Origin of the sequence: Microcoleus sp. T3_B1, from assembly GCF_036700445.1 — a bacterium.
Taxonomy (GTDB): domain Bacteria; phylum Cyanobacteriota; class Cyanobacteriia; order Cyanobacteriales; family Microcoleaceae; genus Microcoleus.
The window spans coordinates 1-22,258 of the sequence record NZ_JAUBOX010000070.1; the positions used below are offsets into that span (position 1 = coordinate 1).

General features: G+C 44.1%; 22 protein-coding genes. 11 read left to right on the forward strand and 11 right to left on the reverse strand.

All coding sequences use genetic code 11. The features are described 5' to 3' along the window. Together QT990_RS27195 and QT990_RS27200 are read left to right on the forward strand one after the other, a co-directional pair. The coding region (locus QT990_RS27195; RefSeq protein WP_333465966.1) for a hypothetical protein at positions 1 to 678 on the forward strand (678 nt) is incomplete at its 5' end. Positions 679 to 830: 152 nt separating this feature from the next. Beyond that, positions 831 to 1,517 (forward strand): response regulator transcription factor, encoded by a 687-nt coding sequence (locus QT990_RS27200; protein WP_333465967.1) that lies wholly within the window; start codon positions 831 to 833, stop codon positions 1,515 to 1,517. Between the two features lie 81 nt (positions 1,518 to 1,598). Here the strand turns inward: QT990_RS27200 and QT990_RS27205 are convergent, their stop codons facing one another. Both QT990_RS27205 and QT990_RS27210 read right to left on the reverse strand, forming a co-directional pair. Then, positions 1,599 to 2,762, reverse strand: coding sequence for a hybrid sensor histidine kinase/response regulator (locus tag QT990_RS27205; protein ID WP_333143987.1), 1,164 nt, complete (start codon positions 2,760 to 2,762; stop codon positions 1,599 to 1,601). Further along, on the reverse strand, positions 2,759 to 4,693 hold the full coding sequence (locus QT990_RS27210) for a type IV secretion system DNA-binding domain-containing protein (protein ID WP_333465968.1): 1,935 nt from the start codon (positions 4,691 to 4,693) through the stop codon (positions 2,759 to 2,761). The genes QT990_RS27205 and QT990_RS27210 overlap by 4 nt, the downstream gene beginning before the upstream one ends. 83 nt (positions 4,694 to 4,776) lie before the next feature. Here QT990_RS27210 and QT990_RS27215 point away from each other — a divergent pair, with 83 nt between their 5' ends. Next, complete coding sequence (locus QT990_RS27215) at positions 4,777 to 5,847, forward strand: DUF5895 domain-containing protein (protein ID WP_333465969.1); 1,071 nt, start codon at positions 4,777 to 4,779, stop codon at positions 5,845 to 5,847. A gap of 3 nt (positions 5,848 to 5,850) precedes the next feature. Here the strand turns inward: QT990_RS27215 and QT990_RS27220 are convergent, their stop codons facing one another. The 8 genes from QT990_RS27220 to QT990_RS27255 form a co-directional block, all read right to left on the reverse strand. After that, the gene (locus QT990_RS27220; RefSeq protein ID WP_333465970.1) at positions 5,851 to 6,489 is read right to left on the reverse strand and encodes a hypothetical protein; all 639 of its coding nucleotides are present in this window, start codon (positions 6,487 to 6,489) and stop codon (positions 5,851 to 5,853) included. 670 nt (positions 6,490 to 7,159) lie between these two features. Next, entirely contained in the window at positions 7,160 to 9,247 is a 2,088-nt protein-coding gene (locus tag QT990_RS27225) for a hypothetical protein (RefSeq protein WP_333465971.1), read from the reverse strand. Positions 9,248 to 9,568: 321 nt separating this feature from the next. Further along, positions 9,569 to 9,790 carry a hypothetical protein gene (locus QT990_RS27230; protein WP_333263986.1) on the reverse strand — a complete coding sequence of 74 codons (222 nt, stop codon included), beginning with the start codon at positions 9,788 to 9,790 and terminating at the stop codon, positions 9,569 to 9,571. A gap of 400 nt (positions 9,791 to 10,190) precedes the next feature. Then, on the reverse strand, positions 10,191 to 10,424 hold the full coding sequence (locus QT990_RS27235) for a type II toxin-antitoxin system RelE/ParE family toxin (protein ID WP_333465972.1): 234 nt from the start codon (positions 10,422 to 10,424) through the stop codon (positions 10,191 to 10,193). After that, positions 10,402 to 11,676 (reverse strand): RNA-guided endonuclease IscB, encoded by a 1,275-nt coding sequence (iscB, locus tag QT990_RS27240; protein ID WP_333413138.1) that lies wholly within the window; start codon positions 11,674 to 11,676, stop codon positions 10,402 to 10,404. The genes QT990_RS27235 and iscB (QT990_RS27240) overlap by 23 nt, the downstream gene beginning before the upstream one ends. 240 nt (positions 11,677 to 11,916) lie before the next feature. Further along, complete coding sequence (locus QT990_RS27245) at positions 11,917 to 12,093, reverse strand: type II toxin-antitoxin system RelE/ParE family toxin (RefSeq protein ID WP_333413136.1); 177 nt, start codon at positions 12,091 to 12,093, stop codon at positions 11,917 to 11,919. After that, entirely contained in the window at positions 12,093 to 12,347 is a 255-nt protein-coding gene (locus QT990_RS27250; RefSeq protein WP_333058483.1) for a type II toxin-antitoxin system ParD family antitoxin, read from the reverse strand. The genes QT990_RS27245 and QT990_RS27250 overlap by 1 nt, the downstream gene beginning before the upstream one ends. Positions 12,348 to 12,679: 332 nt before the next feature. Then, positions 12,680 to 13,357 carry a hypothetical protein gene (locus QT990_RS27255; protein ID WP_333465973.1) on the reverse strand — a complete coding sequence of 226 codons (678 nt, stop codon included), beginning with the start codon at positions 13,355 to 13,357 and terminating at the stop codon, positions 12,680 to 12,682. 180 nt (positions 13,358 to 13,537) lie between these two features. On the opposite strand from QT990_RS27255, the gene QT990_RS27260 reads away from it, so the two are divergent. From QT990_RS27260 to QT990_RS27270, 3 genes are all read left to right on the forward strand, one after another. Next, positions 13,538 to 13,681 carry a hypothetical protein gene (locus QT990_RS27260; RefSeq protein ID WP_333413132.1) on the forward strand — a complete coding sequence of 48 codons (144 nt, stop codon included), beginning with the start codon at positions 13,538 to 13,540 and terminating at the stop codon, positions 13,679 to 13,681. Positions 13,682 to 14,073: 392 nt separating this feature from the next. Further along, positions 14,074 to 15,930, forward strand: coding sequence for a bifunctional 3'-5' exonuclease/DNA polymerase (locus QT990_RS27265; protein ID WP_333465974.1), 1,857 nt, complete (start codon positions 14,074 to 14,076; stop codon positions 15,928 to 15,930). 183 nt (positions 15,931 to 16,113) lie between these two features. Continuing rightward, complete coding sequence (locus QT990_RS27270) at positions 16,114 to 16,347, forward strand: hypothetical protein (RefSeq protein ID WP_106331788.1); 234 nt, start codon at positions 16,114 to 16,116, stop codon at positions 16,345 to 16,347. A 243-nt stretch (positions 16,348 to 16,590) separates the two neighbouring features. On the opposite strand, the gene QT990_RS27275 is transcribed toward QT990_RS27270, so the two are convergent. Next, positions 16,591 to 18,264: an ATP-binding protein gene (locus QT990_RS27275; protein WP_333465975.1), complete on the reverse strand. Its 1,674-nt coding sequence runs from the start codon at positions 18,262 to 18,264 to the stop codon at positions 16,591 to 16,593. A 163-nt stretch (positions 18,265 to 18,427) separates the two neighbouring features. Between QT990_RS27275 and QT990_RS27280 the strand changes: the two genes are divergently transcribed. From QT990_RS27280 to iscB (QT990_RS27300), 5 genes are all read left to right on the forward strand, one after another. Further along, entirely contained in the window at positions 18,428 to 19,159 is a 732-nt protein-coding gene (locus QT990_RS27280) for a hypothetical protein (RefSeq protein ID WP_333465976.1), read from the forward strand. A gap of 284 nt (positions 19,160 to 19,443) precedes the next feature. Next, positions 19,444 to 19,803: a hypothetical protein gene (locus QT990_RS27285; protein ID WP_015179737.1), complete on the forward strand. Its 360-nt coding sequence runs from the start codon at positions 19,444 to 19,446 to the stop codon at positions 19,801 to 19,803. 3 nt (positions 19,804 to 19,806) lie between these two features. Next, the gene (locus QT990_RS27290) at positions 19,807 to 19,971 is read left to right on the forward strand and encodes a hypothetical protein (protein WP_333465977.1); all 165 of its coding nucleotides are present in this window, start codon (positions 19,807 to 19,809) and stop codon (positions 19,969 to 19,971) included. Between the two features lie 341 nt (positions 19,972 to 20,312). Continuing rightward, a complete protein-coding gene (locus QT990_RS27295; RefSeq protein WP_333465978.1) occupies positions 20,313 to 20,489 on the forward strand; it encodes a hypothetical protein in 177 nt (58 codons plus the stop codon). Between the two features lie 226 nt (positions 20,490 to 20,715). Continuing rightward, positions 20,716 to 21,987: an RNA-guided endonuclease IscB gene (iscB, locus tag QT990_RS27300; RefSeq protein ID WP_333465979.1), complete on the forward strand. Its 1,272-nt coding sequence runs from the start codon at positions 20,716 to 20,718 to the stop codon at positions 21,985 to 21,987. Positions 21,988 to 22,258: the final 271 nt, after the last annotated feature.

Here is a 22,258-nt window from a genome sequence, read left to right on the forward strand (position 1 = left end):
TCATTTTTTAACGTTATATGCTTGCTATGTAAGCATTATAACCTATTTTTATCGTATTTTATGTTTAAGTCCCGCTATCTGCAAGAACGCTTGCAACTGCTTGTCAAGCAAATTTTAATGGGATTACCTGTCGAGCCAATTCTCAACAGTCACCCCCAGTTCCAGCAGTGGGTTTTCCAGCTCAAAGAACTATCGCCATCACTGTTTTTACCGCAGCGAAAACTGTTTGTTGACATTCCACTTCAAACAAAACTAGACCGAAGAAAAAGAGGAGTGACAGAAGAAAATTCTTCCCCTTCTCCTCCATTTAAAGTGATACAAGTCCGTACAAATGTGGGTCTAGTCAAAGGGACGCCCAAACTATTTGAGTGGGCGATTCGCCATCCTGTACTGACTTGGCAAGACCGAGTTAAGTTATGGGTAGCTGCCGAATTCTTCGAGATCGAGCCTCACAAGCTACAACTGATTGTTTTGGCACTTCACCCGACTCAACCAGCAAAAAAAGTTCTGTTTGCCTGGGACAGCAAACAACACCGAAAAACTCAAAATTGGCTTTTGACTACCATTGAACGAGAGACAGAACAAACAGTTTTCAAGCTCAATGGTTATCTAACACCTCAACCGAAGGAAGTAGCAACAGCTATCAATTTGGATGAAATCAACGAAGTATCGATATAATCCGTTCACATTTTATTGCCATCCTCCTATCGAGAGATATGCACCCTATTCCCGACGCAATCGCCAAAAAATTAATACATTTCTTCTCTCCATAGGAGGATGGCACTCTTTAATATGAGAAAAAACAATAGGTATGGATAAATGTAGTAGGAATGTTAGCCGTGACTGCAACTACCGCCACCCAACCAAAAACAAGCCAACTAAAAACCATCCTGATAGTTGAAGATGACCCGATGATGCAGCTCGGGCTACAACATATCCTCAATCGCCAACCCCATTTAACAGTTGTCGCACAAGCTGTTAACGGTAACGAAGCCGTCAGTGCCGCACTGCAACACCAACCAGACATCGTGCTGATGGACATTGACTTGCCCGGAATCGACGGTATTGCAGCCGCGCAGCAAATCAGAGCCGCCCTGCTACATACTCGTATCCTGATGCTCACCCACCACAGCAATCCAACTCAGGTAATGGCGGCTTTGTCCAGCGGCGCTCACGGCTACTGCGTTAAAGGCACTAACGCAGAACAACTTCTAGCAGCGATTACGACTGTGCAAGAAGGTGGCAGTTACCTAGACCCTAAGATTGCCGACTGCGTGCTGCAAAATCTCAAAACGCCACTGCCCGAAAGCTATGCGAATGACGACATCAAGCTGACAGAACGGGAAATGCAGGTTTTGCAGCAGCTAGTTGAGGGTAAAAGCAATAAACAAATCGCCGCTCAACTAGGAATGAGCGTCCACACCGCCAAAGGTCATGTAGAGATGATTATAGCTAAATTTGAAGCGAGCGATCGCACCCAGGCTGCCGTTAAAGCACTGCGTTTGGGGCTGGTTTAGCCGTTGGAATGCAGCTTCTAATTGTTCTAAAAAAAGTGGTTTTTGAGGCGTAGCTATCGCGTAGCAAATTATGACAGCTTGTCAATCTTCAAACTTTGGCAATGTCAACCAAAACCTCGCTCCTTTTCCCAATTCGCTATCAACGCCAATATCTCCGCCGTGAGCCTCAACAATTTGCCTGCAAATGTAAAGTCCCAATCCCAATCCTTGCCTTAAACTAACTCCAACTCCCCTCGTATAAGGCTCGAATAATCTTGCACATTGCTGAGGAGAAATTCCTGCCCCATTGTCTGCAACCGTACAGCGAACCATCTCACCTTCCTTTTTAGCTTCTACCGTCAAAATAAACCCAGACTGATTGTATTTAACAGCATTGTCGATCAGATTGCCAAACACCCGCCAGAGCTGCTGGGCATCAGCATTGACTAAAGGCAAATCGGCTGCAAAAAGCTGCTTAACCTTGACTCGATGCTGGTTGAGAATTGGTAATCTTTCAATAAGAATATTTTGGACTAAAGTGGGCAGCGACAGCGGCTTCATGGCTAAAGAAGCACTTTTCACATCAAATTGTTGTGTTGCTGTTAGTGACTCAATCAACTGGAGTTGGCGCGAACAACTTTGCACCATAACCTCCATAGTCCGCCTATCAATAGCAATGTTACTGCCAGCATCATTGAGGCGACTTCGCAGCAGCAGCGACATTCCTGATAGAGGCGATCGCAAATCGTGCGAAACAGCGTGCAACAGCATTCTTAAATTGGCTTCTGCTTGCTGTCTTTCTTGAATTTCCTGGCTGAGCTGAACATTTTGTGCAGCCAATTGCACGTTAGCGCAGCGAAGTTGCTGCTGCAAGCGCTGCATTTTAAGTTGGGCAGATACCCGCGCTAACACTTCAACAGGCTCAAAAGGTTTTATAATGTAGTCAGCACCGCCCGCCTCAAACCCTTTTACTTTGTCAAATACGTCATCTAAAGCGCTGATGAAAATTATAGGGATATCACAAGTAGCTTCAGATGCTTTAAGTTGACGGCAGACTTCATAACCATCCATACCGGGCATTTTTATGTCTAGCAAAATCAAGTCTGGCGCTTGCAACTCTACTGCTTTTAAAGCTCGCTCTCCACTAATCAACTTCCTGACTTTATAACCATTTTCAATTAGCAATTGAGAAAGTAGTTGAATGTTAGCGGGAATATCGTCAACAATCAAAATGTCAGCCAAAAATTGTTTAGTTTGCTCCATCATCTATCGCCACCAAAGGACAGAGTTTTGAGTTTTTTCCGAATATTGCCAACCGCTATTTTCCCAGCCGCGCTGTTCGCACCAGCAGCATTAACAGGCGACTTAACATCAGCCACAGTCACGGGTTCTTCTGGATCGTTCGGATGTGGCAGCAATTGGTAAGCGAATCGAATCCGCTGATCCAGCTCTTCATCTATATTGAGCAGTTTACCCGTCTGCTGCTCTACTGATAAAGCTTTCGCCCGCCTTTCAAGCTGCGGTCTAATGCTGCTGTCCCACAGTTGTTCAGACTCTTTAGCTCGCTTTATGTCGCCGGGCCGCACCGGAATCTTGAGAGGGTAGGGAAATAAAGCTTCCGTCCCCGTTGCGTAGGCCGGTGAAGTGATGACGCACTTGCCTTGAGGAAACCTCAGAATTTCGTCAGGACTAATCAGCGGTTTCTTTTGCAACTGTTCGCTCCAGTTGACAGAACGGCTCGTTTGCTGCCCCGTCGAGCTGCCGGTCGATCGATTTTTTACCAGCACTTCCACTTCTCCGTACCGCTTAGAATATTTCTCGGCTGTCTCAAAATCGCCAGGGTTGAAGAGGACGTGAGTTGACAGAGCACTGGCGATCGCAGCCCCTTTTTTATCCCCATAGAGATTATAGAGTTGATTGAGTGATTGAATGCCAACAATCGGTACGCCGCCAGCAGAACGATATTCGTTAGCCCACTGATCCATTCTGTCGAACTTGAGAGACGGAAACTCGTCTAAGCAGTACAAAAATGGGTCAGAACGTACCCGACTCAAATTAGACACCACACATAAGTGAATAGCAGCAGCTAACAGCGGCCCCACTACAGTGCGTCTTTGGTCATCTAATTTGAAAATAATGCACTTTTTCCCTTCTAAAGCAATTGGAATGGTGCTGCGACCAATAAATGCCCGCAACAAATCTTTTTGAATGAAACTGGAGTAGGTAGCCTCTGCGGTGGCCTTGATGCCCGCCACTGTTTTTTCAGCATCTTTTGAACTTAATAACTGCGAAAAACTAGAGGCAATCCACCTGTCCATTTTGAGGGGATGACCGTCGGGTCGGTGAACGGCGTGGTCGATGCGCTTGACCAAATCAGGCAGTTGAATAATTGCGTACACAAAAGCTAAATCCGGGTAAGGACTGCTTTTTGCTAACTGCACTAAACCCTTCGCCATCAACTCGCCTGCTTTCTCAAAAAACTCATTGCCTTTACTCTCCCCCGGACTAGCATTTCGAGCAATAACTTGTCCAATTTCTGCTGCCATTACTGCATCTTGTGCATCTCTCATAAAATCCAGAGGATTGATAGTGCCGCTGTAAGCTTCCCCTGGCGCAAACACTTGCACATCGTAGCCATAGCGCACTGCAAGGGGTGCAAGCACTTTCATCTGGTCTCCTTTTTTGTCGTAAATAATGGCAGGAAAACCTTGCTGGAATGCACTTTCAACCATCCGGTCAATGACGCTGAATGTTTTGCCAGAACCCGGAGCACCAATGACTAAAGTTCCGCGTTCTGCGTGGGGAAACCAAACCGTCGGATTTGCACCTAATAGCGTTTGCAATCGAGCACTCAATCCTTGACAACCTTTAAACCAATAAGTCGGCGTACCACTCCACAAAGTAACGGGCTGCCGTTTTTTTTCTTTCATTTGCTTGAGGGCAGAGCCTGTGGCTGCCAATTTTTCAGCCGTCCCGCAGAGCCGCCCGGAGGTAATTTTCCCCTTCCCGTTTCCAACTAATTTGGAAGCAATAAGTAAGCCTGCCATTAGCCCTAACATTGCCAGTCCCTCTGGCTTCATAAACTGACCCAACAACCCGCCAAAATCTATGCTAGTTAACGAACGTTTAGGAGGTTGAACTGCCATTGGTATCAAGGTAGCTTTGTTAATTTTAGGCAAAAATTGCAAATTGTTCATTTTTTTTAGCTCTTAAAAAAACTAAAGGTTTCAGATAGCGGCTATCGCCTCAAGGGGGAGACCATGACAAAAATAGGTAAACAATGGTAAGAAGCAATAACGCGAAATCTCCCAGTAAGACAGTACAGAATTCTAGTGGAAAGTCCAACACGCAAAAGAACAAGAGTGCTGATTATTACGAGATAGATCCGGAGCTATTCAACAGTGATTACAACCAAACTCGCAAGCCCTCTTTGCCCTATGGAATCGTGATTAACGATAATCCAGCAGGTATTTTGCTCCCGAACGACCAGCTTGTCAAAGCGGAATGGCACGTAATGCCTAATGTTGAGGAATTGACAACGGTCGAACTAAGCGAAGAAGTGACAGGCTTACTGCTCCCAAAAGCGAGAATGTTGGTATTAGCTTGTGTGCCTGAGTACATCCGCTACAAAGATATTGAAGAAAATGGAGAATTAGCAGGTACTTTTATTGGGCTTTACGACGAATATCGCGATTCCCTCGATAAAAAGACGCAGGAAGTGTGTTCCGAACACGCTCTCATCTTTCTAAATCCCAAAAACCAACCCCTGCATCAGGTACCGATTGTCGTCCGCTTCAAGAATGTAGCCCTCTGGAGCTTTAAGAGCGCTAGAGAAGAATTTTACCGCAATTTGGAACGGGCATTTGCTGATTGCTTTGGGAGAGATTACAGCGGTAAAAATGACAAGTGGCGCTCTTTGGGAGTGTTGAATGTCGAATTTAGAGCTATCAAAGAAGGGGAAGGCAAAAATAAATCCTTTTGCTGCAAAACTCACAGCATTACTCAGCCAACTGATGCTAATTTTCCCAAGCTATTTCTCGGTCAAAAACCACAAAAGAAATTGATTTGGGGACTGCACAATAGCATTGCTGGGTTCATTGACGCTAGCGAGGCCGGGTTGCCAGCTATAGCTGCTGGTGTCGAACCTGAAGTCCAAGCGTTGCCAGAAAGCGTAACTAACCGCAAAAGTCAAGGTAAATTGTCGCCCCCTCGCAAAATTGCACAAGTTGAAGGAGGAACAGACTCAGAATTAGAGGAGTTAGATGAATTGTCGGAAGCTGCTGAGGTTGAGGTTGAAGTTGAGGTTGATTCAGAAGAAGATTTTGAATTCGATGAACCCGCCGACTACTAAACACTAACCATCTTTGAAAAGCTGGCTGTCAGCAAGTTGATAGGTAAGGCCGTCGTAGCAAAATTGAAGCTGGCGGCGGCCTTCTTGGGAAAGCTGATTCACTCCTAGACAAGGCAAACCCTCGTGCGAGGAACTGTCAGCCTTAAACAAAGGAGTTTTCGGCAGTTTATGGGGGTCGAGATAAGCTGCAAATACTTCTGTTGGCATTTGACTTGAATCATTAGGAATTAAGTAGCCAACATAAAGGCAGCCTTTTGTGCCGCACAGAGCGGAATTATTGAAATCATAAAGGTTCAGCCGTCCTACCGAGCCATTAACTTGCCACACTCGCATTCTCTTAATTGCTTCCGCCGCTGCACTTTGCCCAGCCGCTACTTTGAGTTCTGGAAGGCTGCTGTGTTCCTTTACAATTAGGGTTAAAGTTTCTTTTGGAGTGACTCGCAAAGCTTGTTGCCAAGAAGCTGGTGCGGTTGTTGCTGAACTAGAATTCGTGCAAGCAACTGTCCCCAATAATAGCGACAGGGCGGTAAAAACTGTCAAACCAATGCGAAACCAGTAACCAACTTGATTTAACCAAACCGGGGGGTTGACAATCTTTTGGCTGCCTGCTATTTTTTGCTTAACTCGATTTTGTTCAACCATTTGTTACTCCAATTATACAAAATAACAGAGAAAAAAGGACAATAAAGCGGAAGAAAAAGACACGAAAAGAGAGAATCTTTTGCTTAAGTAAGCTGTTGTATGTCTAAAATTTACAGTCAATTTTAATGACTTCCTTATCGGAATATAAAACGACTATGCAATTTAGAGCGAGAACAACTTAGGAACAAGTCATATCAAATCCGTTGATATCGGAATTATTAATCTCTCTCTTTTCTTTCTCTGCGTCCTCTGCGTCCTCTGTGGTTTAATCATTCCGATGCCACCGGAATAGATGTCAGAACAGAAATGCAATAAAATTCATGTTTCGGAATAGATATCAGAACAGAAACGTAAGAAAATTCATGTTTTAAGCAATTAAAAACGTCCTGTTAGCGAAAAAGTTGTTATAGTCCAATACGCTTGGGTTAGCCCTTTCAGACGAATTCCATTTCACGAATTTTTAGGATATACAGACTTGTGAAAGGAAGTCAGATTGTTCTTACTTGAACCGTATTGTGTTATAGTTCACTCGTGAACGCAGAGATACTGTTTGTAAGGTGTTTGTAGGTGCTCTTCGGTGCAGTTGGCCACAAATACTGTAAAATTTGCTGTCTTGCGTAAGTCCTATATTTGTTAATACCTTGCATTTCCACTTCCCCTTTCCCTTTGTTCAATGGGAGAGCGCAGCCGTGCCAAGAGTAATTGCTATCCCCAAACCGATTAGTATCAAAAAAATTAGCTGCTTTAGCTTGTGAAAAAGTCGAATTAAAAACCACATTCCCCCCAAAAAAGAGCTAATGAACAGCGCCACCTTAATACTCCAACTAGCATTTAAAGTAAGGCCGGTGCCTACCGAGTTGCTGATGCCATTGCTGTCACCAGAATTAGCTTGGCAATTGTCGCTGGTATTGTGGTTATAAAGCTCTCGAACTTTTTCCCCGTACTGTTTGAGAGAGTAGCCACCTAAAATGTTGGAATAGCTGGCATCAATTTTACTGCCAGAACCCCCAAAGTGTTTCTGTGCTACTCGCTCAATTAAGCGATCGCCCTTGAATACCTGCCCAGTTTTAGGGTCAATTTCCTGTTGGCTGCTGACTACGTTCTCAGCTAGAGAATTTTGCAAGACTTTATCCTGAACAGCAGGAGGAAAATATTGGAAGAGTTCCTCTCTTGTAGGTTTTTGGCCTTTGTTGACGTTTAGGATAAAGTTAGGCCCCCCTGGAATTGAGCTGACAGCACGCTGCACGTCTTCCCGGTAACTCATCAACTGATAGCGACCGATCGCCCGCCCGCAGTTGCGAGATCCTTCAGTACAAACCATCTCGCCAATAGCTTCGTAATCGCCACTGGCTGCATTTTCCAAATTGGCAATTCCTTCGGAAAGCTTTGCTAACGCCTCCCCTAATGAAGCTACATCCACACCGTTAACGTAAGTTGCGGGGCGCGCGCACTCTCGCTTGGATTCAGGTAGAGGCTGAGTTGGTAAAGGGTTTTCTTTAGCGTGATTTGAACTCAACGGTTTTGAAGGTTTTGTTTCAGATGCGACACCTTTTGAACGCGAAATACTGTTAGAAGAACCGCCCTCTAATCGACCGACAAACATAGGCGAATTAACGCTGTAACTGAGAAACGGAACCGGACCAATAATGTAAGGCGATTTGCCACAGGGCAAACTAAACCTGAAGTACAGAGCCGTGTCAACAGTATCGCTGGTTTCTGACGGTTCCATTACCACTACTTTAAACACTTCCCCAAAAGGATGCCGGCCCGTCGGTTCCCAACCGGTCAAACAGCCAGAACCGCCTCGCACTTCCTGATATTTGCCGCTAATCCACTGCTTGCCTTCTAGTGGCCCTGTGGCGCGGCGACCGGCGTTTTCCATGTCGTCGAGTTCGATATAAGCGCAATCTTTCTCGCAGGCTACCGCAAATCCTTCTACATCAGAACCAGAAATTGTGTTATTGCGCTTGCTCTCGTACCGACTGTAAATCATGTCAATTCGCATGACTGCGCTGCCAATGGACGCAATAGGAACCGGAAAGCTAGAAAGCGGGACTTGACTCAGCAGCGGAATATTGCTGATGAGTTCCTCTGACCAGCCAGAGAACTGTTCTAAATTTACGCTATTAAGGTTGGGGATTTGGGCGAGCGCAAACTCAGATAGGTCAATTTGGTTAAGTTTTGCCTGCGCTAGTTGCGGTACTTGTTTTACAGCTTGACCAATTGGTAATTGGTTGATGTTAGGGTTCACTCCGGCTATTTGAGAAGATAAAGAAGCAATTGGAGGAACATCGCTCAATTGAAATTGGCCTAGATTCGGAACAATTTCAACCAAGTGACCGACAGTTTGCTTACCAGCTAAGGGAAATGCTGACAAGCTGATATTTTCTAAATTGATATCCCCTAGTGCCAATTGTTCAATTGCTTGCAAAGACAGAATTTCAGGTTTTACATCGTTGATGTCCCCCAGCTTCAAGATGTTGTCAACAGAAGTGCCGGCTTGCCAGCTTCGACCGCCAGAACTTCCCGAACTAGCAACGGCGGGCAGGGAACTAAAGGTAATCTGGTTCCAATCTGGCAGCAAAACTCTAGATTGTTCTTTTTCCCAAATTTTAGTAGGTAAGGAACTAGCGCTAGCAATTGATGGAAAGCTTAAGAAAGTAATGCAGATGAAAGCAAAAATTAGGCAGAGTGTACTGGCAGCTATTAAAGCCGAGCCTACCTGGCTTAATTTTTTTAACTGCTTTGGACTGTTCATGGAAATCCTCTTGATGTTAACTAAAATTAGGCAAAAAAAACTGCTCTATTCTTTCTAATTTGGAAAAACTTTAAATGGTTTTTAAAACATTACGAAAAATAGAGCAGTATTGCAGAAATTACCCATCAGCTAAATCTCCCTCTCCCCCTCTCCCCTCTCTCCCTCTCTTCCTCTACCTCTCTCCCTCTCCATTTTAGGAATTACCCAAAAACCCGGTCTTCCTATGTAATTCCGTCATTTTAGGTTGAACATGAGAACGAGAAACTGGGTTTTTTAGGTTGATGCGTCCTGGACTGCATTTCTCCATCTTCGCTTTTTTCTTTAATCAAGCTCCAGCTCAAGCTGTGGATTCGGGCGGACTGCTGAATCTGTCCAAGGAGTATCTGCTAGGTTGGACAAGTCATACACATTTTCTTGGTAAGCGTTGTCAAAATTACCTTGACGAACTTCTTTAGATGACGAGTAACCGACAGTCAAATCCGGTGTCGATTCGTAACCAGAGTTGTTATAGCCGGAATTAGGTTCAATCGATGAATTATGCATGGTTTTTATGAGTTTATGTGGTGAACAATTCCAATTTAAATCGCATCTAGTTCCTGCAACTTCATTCCTATGAGCGATTTTGTTCAGTAAAAATTACCCCCTCCACATGGAGGGGGCAGCTCTATGAAAGTTACCTAACGGCTCTCAGCACTGGGCTATTCTACGAAGTCGAGAAAAATGTCTTTTAAGAAAGTGACAAAGTGCGATCGCGCACCCTTATTCTCTGATTTGTCAGTAATCGCGGTGTAAGAAACCGAATTCTAACCCGAGAGCGCGTTTCATCTAATAAAATTAATGCCCCTGATTCAATCTCTGACTCAAATTTATGCAACACTTCCACAATTAAACTCTCTCTATTGGCAGGCAGTACGCCTTGAATACGCACTTGCATTACAAGGAGTTAGCCGCGACTGAAAATGTCTTCTATGTCCCGTGAACCATGCAGAACACGAATTACATCTATTCCATTTTCAATTTCCCGGTAGAACACCACATAGTTCCCAATCGGAAAGCTGTGCAACCCAGCTAACAGTTCCTCACCAGAAAACGAGCGAGAAGCCCCTGGCTTTAGACATGGGGAGGAAAGCGGCTGCGACTTCAGTCGCCTTGAATCAAAATCCATAGGAATAGCCATCTTTTTTGTGAATAGGCTTGCAATATTTATGACTAATTCCTGCTACTCTTTCCTTCGTTGTAGCAAGATCGAACGAGCCAGATGCACGGCAAAGAACTCGTCCCACATAATAGCCGACTTTTTTGCCTGCGGTGACTGTCGCGCCAACGATATCGCCAGTCTGAAAACAGAAATGAATTTGCCTTCTCGACTTGTGACGAATTGGGAAGCCAAACTTATTTGTGCCACACATTTGTCGAGTACCGTGTCCTGCTGCCTTGATTAGCAGCGGTTGACAAATCAGCACCTTTAATTCTTCGACTTTGCCGGCACTTGCAGCATCTAACCAATGAGATTTAGGTAGGTTTAATCGAGTGCGATTGAATTTTGTCAAGCCACCACTGCCCGTAGAAACTGGTAAACCAGTCATGCTAAGTCGGTTAAATAATGCCCAGCGAGTCGAATTGACTGCTGCTGCGTCTTTTAATGGACGTTTTGCTTGAGATAGAATCCGCTTCAAAATCTCTGGCTTTTTAGATAGGAATTGCTCAACGTCTTGAGTACCTTTCTTTTTGTTGCAAGCATCGCAAGCAAGGCAAAGATTAGAAATACGATTAGATCCACCTTTGGCTTTGGGATGAATGTGTTCGACTTGTAGAGGTGTATCAGCAACTCCACAATACGCGCACTTTCTGTCCCATTTGTTCAACAAATATTCGCGAATTTCATAGCCACATAAAACGCCTTGTTGGTACTCCAGTCCACTAATTTCTGGGTTCTCAAGTTGTTGTAAGTCGAACCGCACAAGTTCTTGAACAATAGAAGAAATGGGAGCAACTTTTATCAATCTAGTTACCCAGGTTAGGGTTGTTTCGACACGATGCTGCAAGCTTGGGGCTAACCATCCTTTAGGACGAGTCCTGTTTAAAAATCTAGCTTTCCGATAGCGAGTATGGCGGTTTCTCCGGACTCTACGCAGTGAACGGCGAGACTCAAGGCTAGCTTTGATGGATTGACCTCTGTGAGTTAGTTCTGCGCCAAAAATTACGCTTTCTCCTTGCAGTAATGCGATTCCTGTAGTTTTAGACCCAGGATCTATTTTAAGAGTGATTGGTTGTTGGGATGCTGTTACCTCTACCTTGAGAATTATCGTAAATGGATACCTTTTGAAAACAGCAGCTTTGCCAGCGGTTAGCAATTTACGAGCCATTCCTGGGCGGACTGGATTGAGCGGTCGCTTGTGGCTATCAAGTACAAAAACGAAATTAGACATGAAGTCCTCCATTGCTGGGTAAAGTTCGCTCCCTTGAATGTTTTAAGAGCTTTTTAGACTGAAGGCACTGGCTTAACCCCGTTAAACCTGTTTAACATTCAGTGATAGAGCGGAAAACTAGCGACGCATTCGCCGGTATCATGACTCAAAAAACGTAGGTCTAATCCTGTCTCTGGTAAGGTTCGGGCTTTCTTCTTGCACCGCTGGCGATCGAGTCGGAGTTTCTAAAAGCCCCCGCTTTTAAGCGTGGGGTTCCTTACGCCTTCTGCCCAATCCTGGATTACGTGCCAAGGTTTGCAGTTTTCCCTCAACGCGATCTAAAAACTCGTCAGCCCGATCTAAACTATCATCAGCGATGTAGTCCCAAATATCTAGCAAATCCAGTTCAGCGCGTGGGCGTTTAACGATCGTGGCCATTACTGCGGTTTCCTCCGCCGACGCTGCCGCGCTTTTGCCTTGATTGCTGGCATATCCAAGGGAGTTGCCTCACCGCTGTCTAGCCCTAGCTGAATCTCCTGTCGCAATTCCTGCAAGCGAGTTTGCTGGAATTGTTCCCGTTCTTTCAACAGGCGCAACCCTTCACGGATCACCTCGCTGGCAGAATAATATAGTCCGCTTGAGACTTTCTCTTGGACATACTGCTCTAACTCCGGTGTCAAAGACACGTTCATGCCTGAGTCCTCCTGTAATTTGGGCTATTCCATTTTGGCTTTAATAACAGGGAATAGCAATCGTTGTTATTATTGTACTAAAAAACTAGCTCTTGTGTACAAGCGAGCTGAGAAATTATTAAAGTAACTCTCGCGATCGATCTAAATGAACTAATCATGCCCCAAGTGGGTTTCCAACTAAGCCGATAAAAATCAAAACAGTCAATTACAAGCCTGTAAAAATGTCTTTTAAGAGGGAGTAGGAACTAAAAGCTAAAGAATCCCCATGCTTAAGAAAGGGGATATGACGCAGATTGGGATGCGTTCAAAGCTACCAAATTCCTTCCGCATTTTTATTTTAAATTTTTCATTATGTCCAAGCAAATCACTTGGTTGGGTGCGAGAACACCTCCGACTTTGATTACTTGCAGCTCTCCGGTTTCGTGGGGATATTGTGCTTTAACTTCGGCAATTGCTGCATCTAAACTAGATGCCTGAGCAATATACACCTTCTCAAGAGCACTTAGTACCCAAATAGGTTTGGGCCACTTATGTCGAGGTTGAAGAATTGAATAGTGAATCACTTGACCAGTATACTGAACAATTTCCTCGATCGCAGTTTCCGAACAAAACTCCCTCAATTCTGACTCAATACATTGTTTGAGTTCTTTCGCAGGAATCTGCTCAAAAACTGATTCTAAGAGCATTAATGCCGGTCTTGTCTGCTCTAATTGAGTGTGTTCCTGCACGACTAATGACTCTACGAAATGACTGACCTGGTTGATGATTGAGTCAAAATCTAGCTCCATCAATAAATGACCTAAATACTCCCTTAACAAATTTCTTAGCTTTTCATCAGAGATATTGATACCGCCGGTTTTCAGATAAACTGAAGGTTTATTACCCAAATTCCGACCGCAGCCAACTTCTCCATTAGCTGTATCTTCTGCTTCTATCAGTTCCATCAAGCGCGGATAACGGGTTGTATCATCTATTGTGGATTGCGGCTGGGAGGGAATTGAGTTACTCATAAAAAAGCTCGGTAAGTGGGAAACTCAGTTACATTATAGTCATAATCTTTAAATTTAAATTCAAACAAAATTTTCCCATCCACCTTCCTCTAATTTTTTTTTTAAAATCTAATCGTTCCGAATTAAAGTCGCACTTAACAGTGCTGCATCGGTGAAGTTCATACATCTGAGTTCACCGTTATGAAAAAACTGCTCGCTATCGCTCTAACAAGCATTTTGCTTTTAATGGCAACAGACGCTAACGCAGTCGTCTGTAAAAAGATTACAGATGGCAAACCAGGTTTCGACTTTTTAGGTGGCACTTGGGATAGCCAAAACAACTAACTGTTACCGACTCTAAAGTTGGCAACTATTTTCAATGAAAACCAGGCAACCCCTGGTTGTTTTTAGACCAACCGCCATCCTTTATGTCTTTTACCTTATTTCTAAAGTTCAGGACTTAAATTGATTTACAAAAAACCGAATAATAACTCAATACGCTTGGGTTAGCGCTTTCAGACGAATTTAATTTCACGGATTTTTTGGAATTCCCGACTTGTGAAAGGAAGTCACATTGTTCTGAGTCCAAGCGTATTGACTTAAAACTCGTATACTTCCCAAATAAAACCCATTATCCTCAAGCTACCTAATCTCGAATACCGGCTTAAAAATAGTAAAACTTCGTGCATTATTGACAGAAAGATAGCCTTTCATTTTTTTTAGAAAAGCAAGTAATTATGAAACCTACTCCGCTAAATCAGCAGAAACAATCAACCGCTATTCCAACTTCTTTGACGCCCGAGAAACTTAAAATAGCTCAGTTCCCAGTTACACTTAAAACTCCTTACCAACTAATCGATACTGCTTTCAATCTTGAAACAGCCCTGCAACCATTCCAACAAGCAAAAATCATCGGTATAGACTGCGAAACGACAGGGCTTGACCCCTACCAAGCCAAAATTAGATTGTTACAACTTGCCATTCCTGACCATCCAGTAATCATTGTAGATTTATGGGCAATTGAACCGAGTTCTCTCGAACCATTACGCTTGCTCTTAGCGAGTCCTGCACTAAAGGTAGGTCACAACCTCAAATTTGAATGGCAAATGCTCGCTTTTGCCGGACTGGAACCATCCAAACCCTTTTTCGATACCTATTTGGCTTACCGAGTGCTGACGGCTGGACTAAAACGGTATCTGTCCTTAGAGGCTGTCACTGAGAATTTGCTCAAAGTAAATCTAGACAAAACGCAGCAAGTTAGCGATTGGTCAGGAAACTTAACACTCGCTCAACTGCAATATGCTGCTACCGATGCTGCAATTTTACTCCCGCTGGCTGCTGTTCTCGAACAAAAATTGAAAGCTTCTAAGCTTTGGAAAACTGCTTTACTAGAGTTTGCTTGTCTGCCTGCGGTGGCTTCTATGGAACTCAACGGAATGCTTTTAGATAGAGAACAGTGGAGAGTTTTGGGAGTGAAGCTCTGCCACCAACGCGACTCTCTTTTAAAACAAATTAATTCGCAACTCCATCGACCTAACCCTCACCAACAAATCTCTCTGCTGCCCGAATTTACGGATACAATTAATCCTCGCTCTCCCAAGCAAGTCTTAGCGGCTTTGCAAGAAAAAGGTATTCCTGTTACTTCCACTAGCTCTCAACATTTAATTCCTTTGCAAGGCGAGTATCCCGTTATTCAAGCACTGTTAGAATACCGCAGTTTATCGGCTCGTATCGATACTTTTACTCTGGGTTTACCTGAACGCATTCACCCGATTACAGGGCGCATTCATCCCAATTGGTTTCAGATTGGTGCTAGATCAGGACGGTTTAGTTGTCGAGAGCCAAATTTAACGAATATCCCCAGAGATAAGGAAACCCGACAGTGTTTTAAAGCTGCACCCGGTTACGTCCTGCTCAAAGCCGATTATAGCCAGATTGAACTGCGGATCATGGCGAAGGTTTCGGGCGATCGCACGATGGTGAAAGCTTACTCCAAAGGGGAAGATTTGCACTCTCTCACAGCTTCCTTGGTGCTAGCAAAACCTTTATCTAAAATTACTGTCGAAGACAGACAGCTCGGCAAAATTATTAACTTCGGTTTAATTTATGGCATGGGAGTTACGAAATTTAAGAATATGGCTCAAGCAGAGCATGGAGTCACTTTAACGCTGCAACAAGCTTCACACTTTCGTAAGAAGTTCTTTGAATCCTATACAGGTATCAAACAATTTCACGCCAAAGTTCGGAGCGCCTGGAGCCGAGGTATTCGAGAGAGTCGGACTGTCTTAGGCAGAAGGAGATTATGGTCAAAAGATACTAAACCGTTGCTTAATGAGATGCTAAATAACCCAATTCAAGGAATGAGCGCTGACATTACTAAACTCGCTCTTGCTCTACTTTTTATGCCTCTGAGCCGCACTGGTGCTAAACTGATTTGTGTCGTTCACGATGAAATTTTAATAGAGTGTCCTCTTGAACAAGTGACGGCAGTTAAAGCCTTGCTTAAAAAATGTATGGTGAGAGCCGGGAATAAATTTCTCTCTCCGATTCCTTGCGAGGTAGAAATTAAGGTGATGGAAAGTTGGGGAGGGTAAGAGATTAACGGGGAAAGATTGGGAGTGGGGAGGGGAGAAACCGCACCGCAGGCATTGCTGTGAAAATTCCACTTCCTGACCACTCCCCATTCCCCTAACAGTCACCGCATAATTCCGCGCCCAACCTCCCACCCCTAAACAACGATTGTTGAGGTGCAAGTGAACAGTTGATTTCAAAACATAATGAATGTAATTCTCACTGTTAGTAACCAAGCCGCAAATATCGTTGGTAAGTTATCAAAATGCGCTATTGCCATGCTGCACCAAGCTGAATATAGCGTTATCAGGCAGGAGGGAGAGCGCGGCTACACAACCAATGCTTTAACTGTACCGCTTGAACCAGAAACAGGTTTAACTTGGCAGGGAGTAAAACTATGCCTTGAAAATTGCGGCTACCGCGTCCAAGTTAAGTCTTAGATTACTTATACAATAATCCGTGCATCTGGTTAATAACAAATGCACGGGTTATTATTTCCCAGACCGTCCTGGACGCAACGCCACCACCACAAACGGGGGGATTGCCCGCTATTTCAGGCTTATTCAGAGGCTGGGCGTAAGTCCTGCTATAGAAAGTGCCATAAAACTTTTGCGCTAATTCTATCAACAGTCAAAACTTTTTGGCTCACCAACAAAGCCATGCTATTGTTGTTTATCGTACACTCAACTTTTCTCGTAAGCAGGTGGCCGATACTCGAATAATTCTTGCTCTGCCGCCGCAAATTTAGACTGATCGCCCCCAGAAGCAGGCCGAGCAAAGGACGCTTTGTTCCGAATCCCCTGGATATCTTCAGAAGAACGCTCAGACGACAGCACAAACTGAGTTCTCTGATAACGCAGATCGGCCAATTCAATTTTACCAGGTCGCCCTTCACAATAAGCTCGCTGGGCACAGCGTTTAACTGCGATCGCAATTTCAGCACTCGTTGCTCCGGCATAGTCAGATAGTAGCGAATACCACTGCCTGTCGCTCCAAAGGTTCTCTTTTCCTTCCCCAAATTGCTCTGGGAAATACTTAGCCAAATGCAAATTGAAAATCTCATAGCGAGCGCCGCTGTGTGGCAAATCCACAAACCAGATTCCGCCGTCGTCAAATCTGCGAATAAGTTCAGCCGGCAGCATTTCTAAACGGTTAACAGTAGCTAACATTAACACGGGGCTTTCATGCTCCTGCATCCAGGTGAGCAATTTCTGCGACAGCCGCCTAGCTGCACCGCCATCAGCATTTGATTCCCAGCCAGAAAAACCCTTGTCAAAATCGTCAAAAAATAGCACGCAGCCGCCCAAATTATCGGCTGTATCCAGCATTTTGTTGAGAGCGCGATCTGGATTAGAGGAACCTAGAATATTGCCCCAACTTGCTGCTAAAAGCGCATAACCTAGCTTCTTAGCAGCTAGCTTTGCACTCAAACTTTTGCCCGTCCCCGGCGGCCCCCACAGCAGCATTCCTTTGGGAGGTCTGAGGTGATATTTCTTGGCATCAGCTTCTGACAGCTTTACGACCTCGTTCAAATAAGCGTCTAATAGATCTAAACCGCCAGCATGAGGCACGTCTGGAGAAGCAATGAACTCCAACCCCTGGTCTCGAAGTTGCGATATTTTATGCTCCAATACCAACTGTGCGATTTTGACAACTGAAGCGGTCACAGAGAGCGATCGATCTAACACTAATTCAATTTCAGCAGTTGGCAGCCCTAGACTAGAAACAGCCAGCCGTTTTTTAGCAGCTACCGCATCTAAACCAAAATCAAGGGAACAATTGCGATCGCAAAAATTATCTACAAGAACTTCGACTTCAAAACGATCGGGTAACGGACATTTGAGTAGAGGAATTAATGGACTTAGCTTTGATGGCAGTTGGATGTACTCACCCAGCAGTACCCAATATTGCTCAGCTGAACGCCCTTTCAGCTCAAAGAATGCGTTAGCCAATTGAGAATAACGGCGGACAAGAGGCTGTTCGGTACTGTCTGACTCCAAAATGTCCTCTAACAAAAAGATACCGGGACAGTCATTTTCCAGCAGAAATTGCAGCACATCACTCTCGACAGATAGCTCAGTTTTACATAAGACGCATTCACTATTATACATCTGGGAAATATCTGAAACGCTTGCCATATCTGAATGACAACCTAAATTGGGGAGATGTTTATCCAAACACCGCACCTGTTGAAGAGTTGCATAGCCGGGATTCCAATAATAAACAGGTAAACAACACTCACTGGCGTACTGATGAAATGATGACAAGATTTTTTGGCGATTGGCACTGTAATATTCGAGGGCCACAATGGGAGTTTGAAGAACTCTTAAATTTGACCAATTATTGAAAATTTTCATGATTCATATACAACTAAATACAGGATGCTTAACATAATAATTTAACTAACATAATTAAGATTTAACTTCCTGCTAATGAGCGAAATACGCCCCCTCAACCGGAGGGGGTAATTGTGCCTAACGGCACTAATAAATTGATGTTAAACAAGTTAAATTGTCAATCATGGTCGCAACTAAAAAACAAACCGCAGCCACTCCTATTCGCTCTCAGTCACCAGTGCCTGCTAAATCTAAACCGTCTGAAAAGCAGAACAGTCAAACAGTCGGCAGTAACAATGGAGCCAAATCAAAACCTCAATCTAACCTCAGCCCGGAGCAACTTGCTGGCGAGCTAGTCAAACAGATTCGCAATACAATTCATAAGAAGTACGGTGTGACAATTCAGCGTCGCGATAGCCGTATTTCGACAAAGGTTGGCCACGCAATTCGCGAAAAACTGGGATTGGATATTCAAGCTCAGTTGAACAAGCGCAACGGCAATGGCAATGGTAAAAAGTTCGACTGGCAAGAGTGGAACAATACTGTGTTTCCCAAGCTAGTTGGCCGACCCGAGGAACTCAAGTATGATGTCGAAGTTGTTGCCTTAGCGATGAGCCAAATTTACGATACAATTGCTGACAACCCGCAAGCTGCCATTGCCGATTTAATGGAGTTCAATGCTCAAAGCTTAAAGCGTCGCAACGAGTTAGCTAAATCCTCTGAAGAAGATACTGAAGAACTCGATGACGACGACGAACTCGATGATGAAGATGATGAAATTGATGACATACTCGATGAAATTGATGAGGATGACGAAGACGAGGAAGGCGATGAGGATGAGGATGAGGATGATGACGATGAGGAGGATGATTTTAGTTTAGACGAAGACGAAGAATTTGAGGAAGACGACGAATAATTGCTAAAGTTTGATTAGAAAGCTCTGCTGAAAAAGCAGAGCATTTTTTTGCCTCTATCGAGGCCTTTTCCACGAATCGCGATGCTGGGTAATGATTGTCGCCACCGTCCGAATCAGGACGCTCTGGGAAGCAGACCCAACAAATTCACAATCAAGGAAACTTTGACCTTGGTTGTGAATTTAATTTTACCCACTCACCCACCCACTAAATTTTTTGAATTAATTGTAATTAGCGAACTGTCGTCGCTTTAGTTGTGAAGAAAAAACACGCTTGAGGGTTAATCATGGCTAATCGCAAATCCGCTCCAACTCCGATGCAAAAGCAATTTGCAGAAACTCTTGAAGAACAGCGCTTCGAGATGTTTTTGCACGTTGCCCGCGAGTTAACGGGACGTGCCAAACAACGACAGTTGCAGAAAGGTAAAGCTCTTGACTGGGAAGCGTTCAATACTTGGTTTAACAAGCAATATGAAGGCTACTCGGCTGACGAGATGCTTGAAGAAATCTTGAGCAACGTTTACTGGCTTTCATCGGAGCAAGCAGTGATTGACTTGCACTTCCGTTATATCGAATCGGCAGTCAAAGCTTCTCATAAGAAAAAGGCAACTGACGATAATGAAGAGATTGATGATTTTGTCAAGTAATCAATGACGACCCCCGATAAAGGGGATAAAATCCTGCTCCAAGCAGGATTTGTTTTGCCCGCCCACCCACCGCGCCAGTTCCCTTTGCGATATTTGCGATCGCATTCTCAGAAGGATTTAGTTAATAGCGGTTGGAGTAATAACTTAAATGTCATTCTGAACCCTTGACGGAGTTTACCATCGAGCGTAGGAAAGCTTCCGCCAGTAATGCGAATAATCTCAAACCTTTGCAATACAGTTACAAACCGTAAGTTATGGTTAATTGGTTTTATCCGAGAATGTAGGTTGCTCAATAAGTCAGCGTAAAACCGTTTGGCAATAAATTAAATGACTGTTTTTGTTAAAAGGCTTTGATACAGCATATTGCAAGTTTATGAAGTATACCCCAGATAGATTAATCCCCGTAGGGACAAGGCAATGCCGTGTCTAAAGCTGCATTTCATAAACCGGGGATACGCTGTATTAAACGCGAGCGCGTTTGAGAAATGTTACACTTGCAAATTATAATCATGTACGAACGTATTCAGCATTTTCTCACCCTCACAATTGAAACTGTGGTAATTTTTGGTTACGGTGGCTTAATTGTTCACTATCTCGCTACGCTGTTAGCATCGAAGCGGATGAATCATTCTGAAAAACTCTCAGCAGAACTTGCCCCCGATTTTGTGCCTCTTCTCAGTCAGTAACTCAGGGCTGAAGCCACTGAGCTTGTAAGAAGTTACAAGCTGTTCTGACCAGACCCCTTTTTAAAGGAGCCGTTATTTAGGTCACGACACCTCGAAATGCGAAGCTAGTTTCCCGCTCTGTCGTTTTCAATTAAACAGTTCTAAAGTCACTGGAACAGTGTTGAAAGCCTAACAAGCCTAAATAACCAGGTCGAAGCTAACATTACCCCGCAAGGGAGGACTGAAAATGTCTAATTTTGTTTTTGTTTGTGATACCGAAAAACGACCACTGAATCCGGTTCGCCCAGGTCTTGCACGTAGGTTATTGAACACCGGAAAAGCTGCGGTATTTCGGAATTATCCGTTTACCATCATTTTGAAAGTGGTGGCAACAGCAAGCTCCGAATCAATCACTCTCAAGTTAGACCCAGGCTCTAAAACTACTGGCATCGCTTTATTATTCGACTCAAAAGTAATTTTTGGCGCTGAACTAACTCATCGAGGGCAAGCCATAAAAGCAAGTCTTGATTCCCGTCGCGCACTGCGTCGAGGACGACGAAACCGTCATACTCGCTACCGCCAAGCAAGGTTTTTGAACCGTACCCGCCAAAAAGGTTGGTTAGCACCATCCTTGCAACACCGGGTAGAAACCACCTTAACTTGGGTCAATAAATTACGCAGACTTGCACCAATCAATTCGATTGTTCAAGAGCTTGTCAGATTTGACCTACAACAACTAGAAAACCCAGAAATTAGTGGGCTGGAATACCAGCAAGGTATTTTATGTGGGTACGAAATCCGCGAATATTTATTGAACAAATGGAACAGGAAATGTGCTTACTGCAACATTGAAAAAGTACCCTTGCAAGTTGAACATATTCAGCCAAAAGCCAAAGGTGGAAGTAATCGAATTTCTAATCTCTGCCTTGCTTGTGAGCAGTGCAATCAGAAGAAAGGCACTCAAGATGTTAAGCGATTCTTGGCAAAGAAACCTGATATTTTGAAGCACATTCTTGCACAAGCAAAACGTCCACTTAAGGATGCTGCTGCCGTGAACTCGACCCGATGGGCGTTATTCTCTCGACTAAAAGAAACGGGGTTGCCCGTTTCGACCGGTTCAGGTGGGCTGACAAAGTTCAATCGTACTCGACTGCAACTACCTAAAACTCATTGGCTTGATGCTGCTTGTGTCGGTCAACTTGAATCATTGTCTGTAGTTACGAGTAAACCATTACTAATTAAAGCAACTGGACATGGGACTCGTCAAATGTGCCGTACCGATAAATTTGGCTTCCCATCTCGGTACGTTCCAAGAAACAAATTTGTCAAAGGTTTTCAAACTGGCGACATTGTAAAAGCAGTCGTTACCAGTGGTAAAAAGATAGGTGAGTATGTTGGTCGGGTTGCGGTTAGATCGACTGGTTCATTCAATATTTCGGCATCAGAATTGGTGCAAGGGATTAGTCATAAATACTGCAAAACCATTCACCATAAAGATGGGTATAGCTACTCATTCTAAATTTGAAGATTCAAGGCGATTGAAATCGCCGAGCCGTTTCCCTCTCAGGGCTGAAGCCACTGAGTTTCCCACTTACCGAGTGTTTTTTATGAAATTGCTTCCTTTCCTGCTGTTGCCGAATCGGCAGCAACTCCAGAACCCACAGAAGAACAGCGCCTCACCTCTTCGCTACCAGTTAAAGCCGAATTTGCTTCTAATATTCAACTCGATACCGACACATTAAATCTACCCTTCATTCAAGTCGATAGCCTCACTCTTCGACAATGCCGCA

Bases quoted from the DNA above. Each gene is read 5' to 3' on its own strand.
- QT990_RS27245 (WP_333413136.1), bottom strand. From the start codon at position 12,093: ATGGCCACGATCGTTAAACGCCCACGCGCTGAACTGGATTTGCTAGAT.
- QT990_RS27275 (WP_333465975.1), bottom strand. From the start codon at position 18,264: ATGAAAATTTTCAATAATTGGTCAAATTTAAGAGTTCTTCAAACTCCC.
- QT990_RS27270 (WP_106331788.1), top strand. From the start codon at position 16,114: ATGAATGTAATTCTCACTGTTAGTAACCAAGCCGCAAATATCGTTGGT.
- QT990_RS27255 (WP_333465973.1), bottom strand. From the start codon at position 13,357: ATGAGTAACTCAATTCCCTCCCAGCCGCAATCCACAATAGATGATACA.
- QT990_RS27210 (WP_333465968.1), bottom strand. From the start codon at position 4,693: ATGAACAATTTGCAATTTTTGCCTAAAATTAACAAAGCTACCTTGATA.
- QT990_RS27295 (WP_333465978.1), top strand. From the start codon at position 20,313: ATGTACGAACGTATTCAGCATTTTCTCACCCTCACAATTGAAACTGTG.
- QT990_RS27205 (WP_333143987.1), bottom strand. From the start codon at position 2,762: ATGATGGAGCAAACTAAACAATTTTTGGCTGACATTTTGATTGTTGAC.
- QT990_RS27200 (WP_333465967.1), top strand. From the start codon at position 831: ATGTTAGCCGTGACTGCAACTACCGCCACCCAACCAAAAACAAGCCAA.
- QT990_RS27250 (WP_333058483.1), bottom strand. From the start codon at position 12,347: ATGAACGTGTCTTTGACACCGGAGTTAGAGCAGTATGTCCAAGAGAAA.
- QT990_RS27215 (WP_333465969.1), top strand. From the start codon at position 4,777: ATGGTAAGAAGCAATAACGCGAAATCTCCCAGTAAGACAGTACAGAAT.
- QT990_RS27285 (WP_015179737.1), top strand. From the start codon at position 19,444: ATGGCTAATCGCAAATCCGCTCCAACTCCGATGCAAAAGCAATTTGCA.
- QT990_RS27225 (WP_333465971.1), bottom strand. From the start codon at position 9,247: ATGAACAGTCCAAAGCAGTTAAAAAAATTAAGCCAGGTAGGCTCGGCT.
- iscB (WP_333413138.1), bottom strand. From the start codon at position 11,676: ATGTCTAATTTCGTTTTTGTACTTGATAGCCACAAGCGACCGCTCAAT.
- QT990_RS27265 (WP_333465974.1), top strand. From the start codon at position 14,074: ATGAAACCTACTCCGCTAAATCAGCAGAAACAATCAACCGCTATTCCA.
- QT990_RS27290 (WP_333465977.1), top strand. From the start codon at position 19,807: ATGACGACCCCCGATAAAGGGGATAAAATCCTGCTCCAAGCAGGATTT.
- QT990_RS27260 (WP_333413132.1), top strand. From the start codon at position 13,538: ATGAAAAAACTGCTCGCTATCGCTCTAACAAGCATTTTGCTTTTAATG.
- QT990_RS27220 (WP_333465970.1), bottom strand. From the start codon at position 6,489: ATGGTTGAACAAAATCGAGTTAAGCAAAAAATAGCAGGCAGCCAAAAG.
- QT990_RS27230 (WP_333263986.1), bottom strand. From the start codon at position 9,790: ATGCATAATTCATCGATTGAACCTAATTCCGGCTATAACAACTCTGGT.
- QT990_RS27280 (WP_333465976.1), top strand. From the start codon at position 18,428: ATGGTCGCAACTAAAAAACAAACCGCAGCCACTCCTATTCGCTCTCAG.
- QT990_RS27235 (WP_333465972.1), bottom strand. From the start codon at position 10,424: ATGGCTATTCCTATGGATTTTGATTCAAGGCGACTGAAGTCGCAGCCG.
- iscB (WP_333465979.1), top strand. From the start codon at position 20,716: ATGTCTAATTTTGTTTTTGTTTGTGATACCGAAAAACGACCACTGAAT.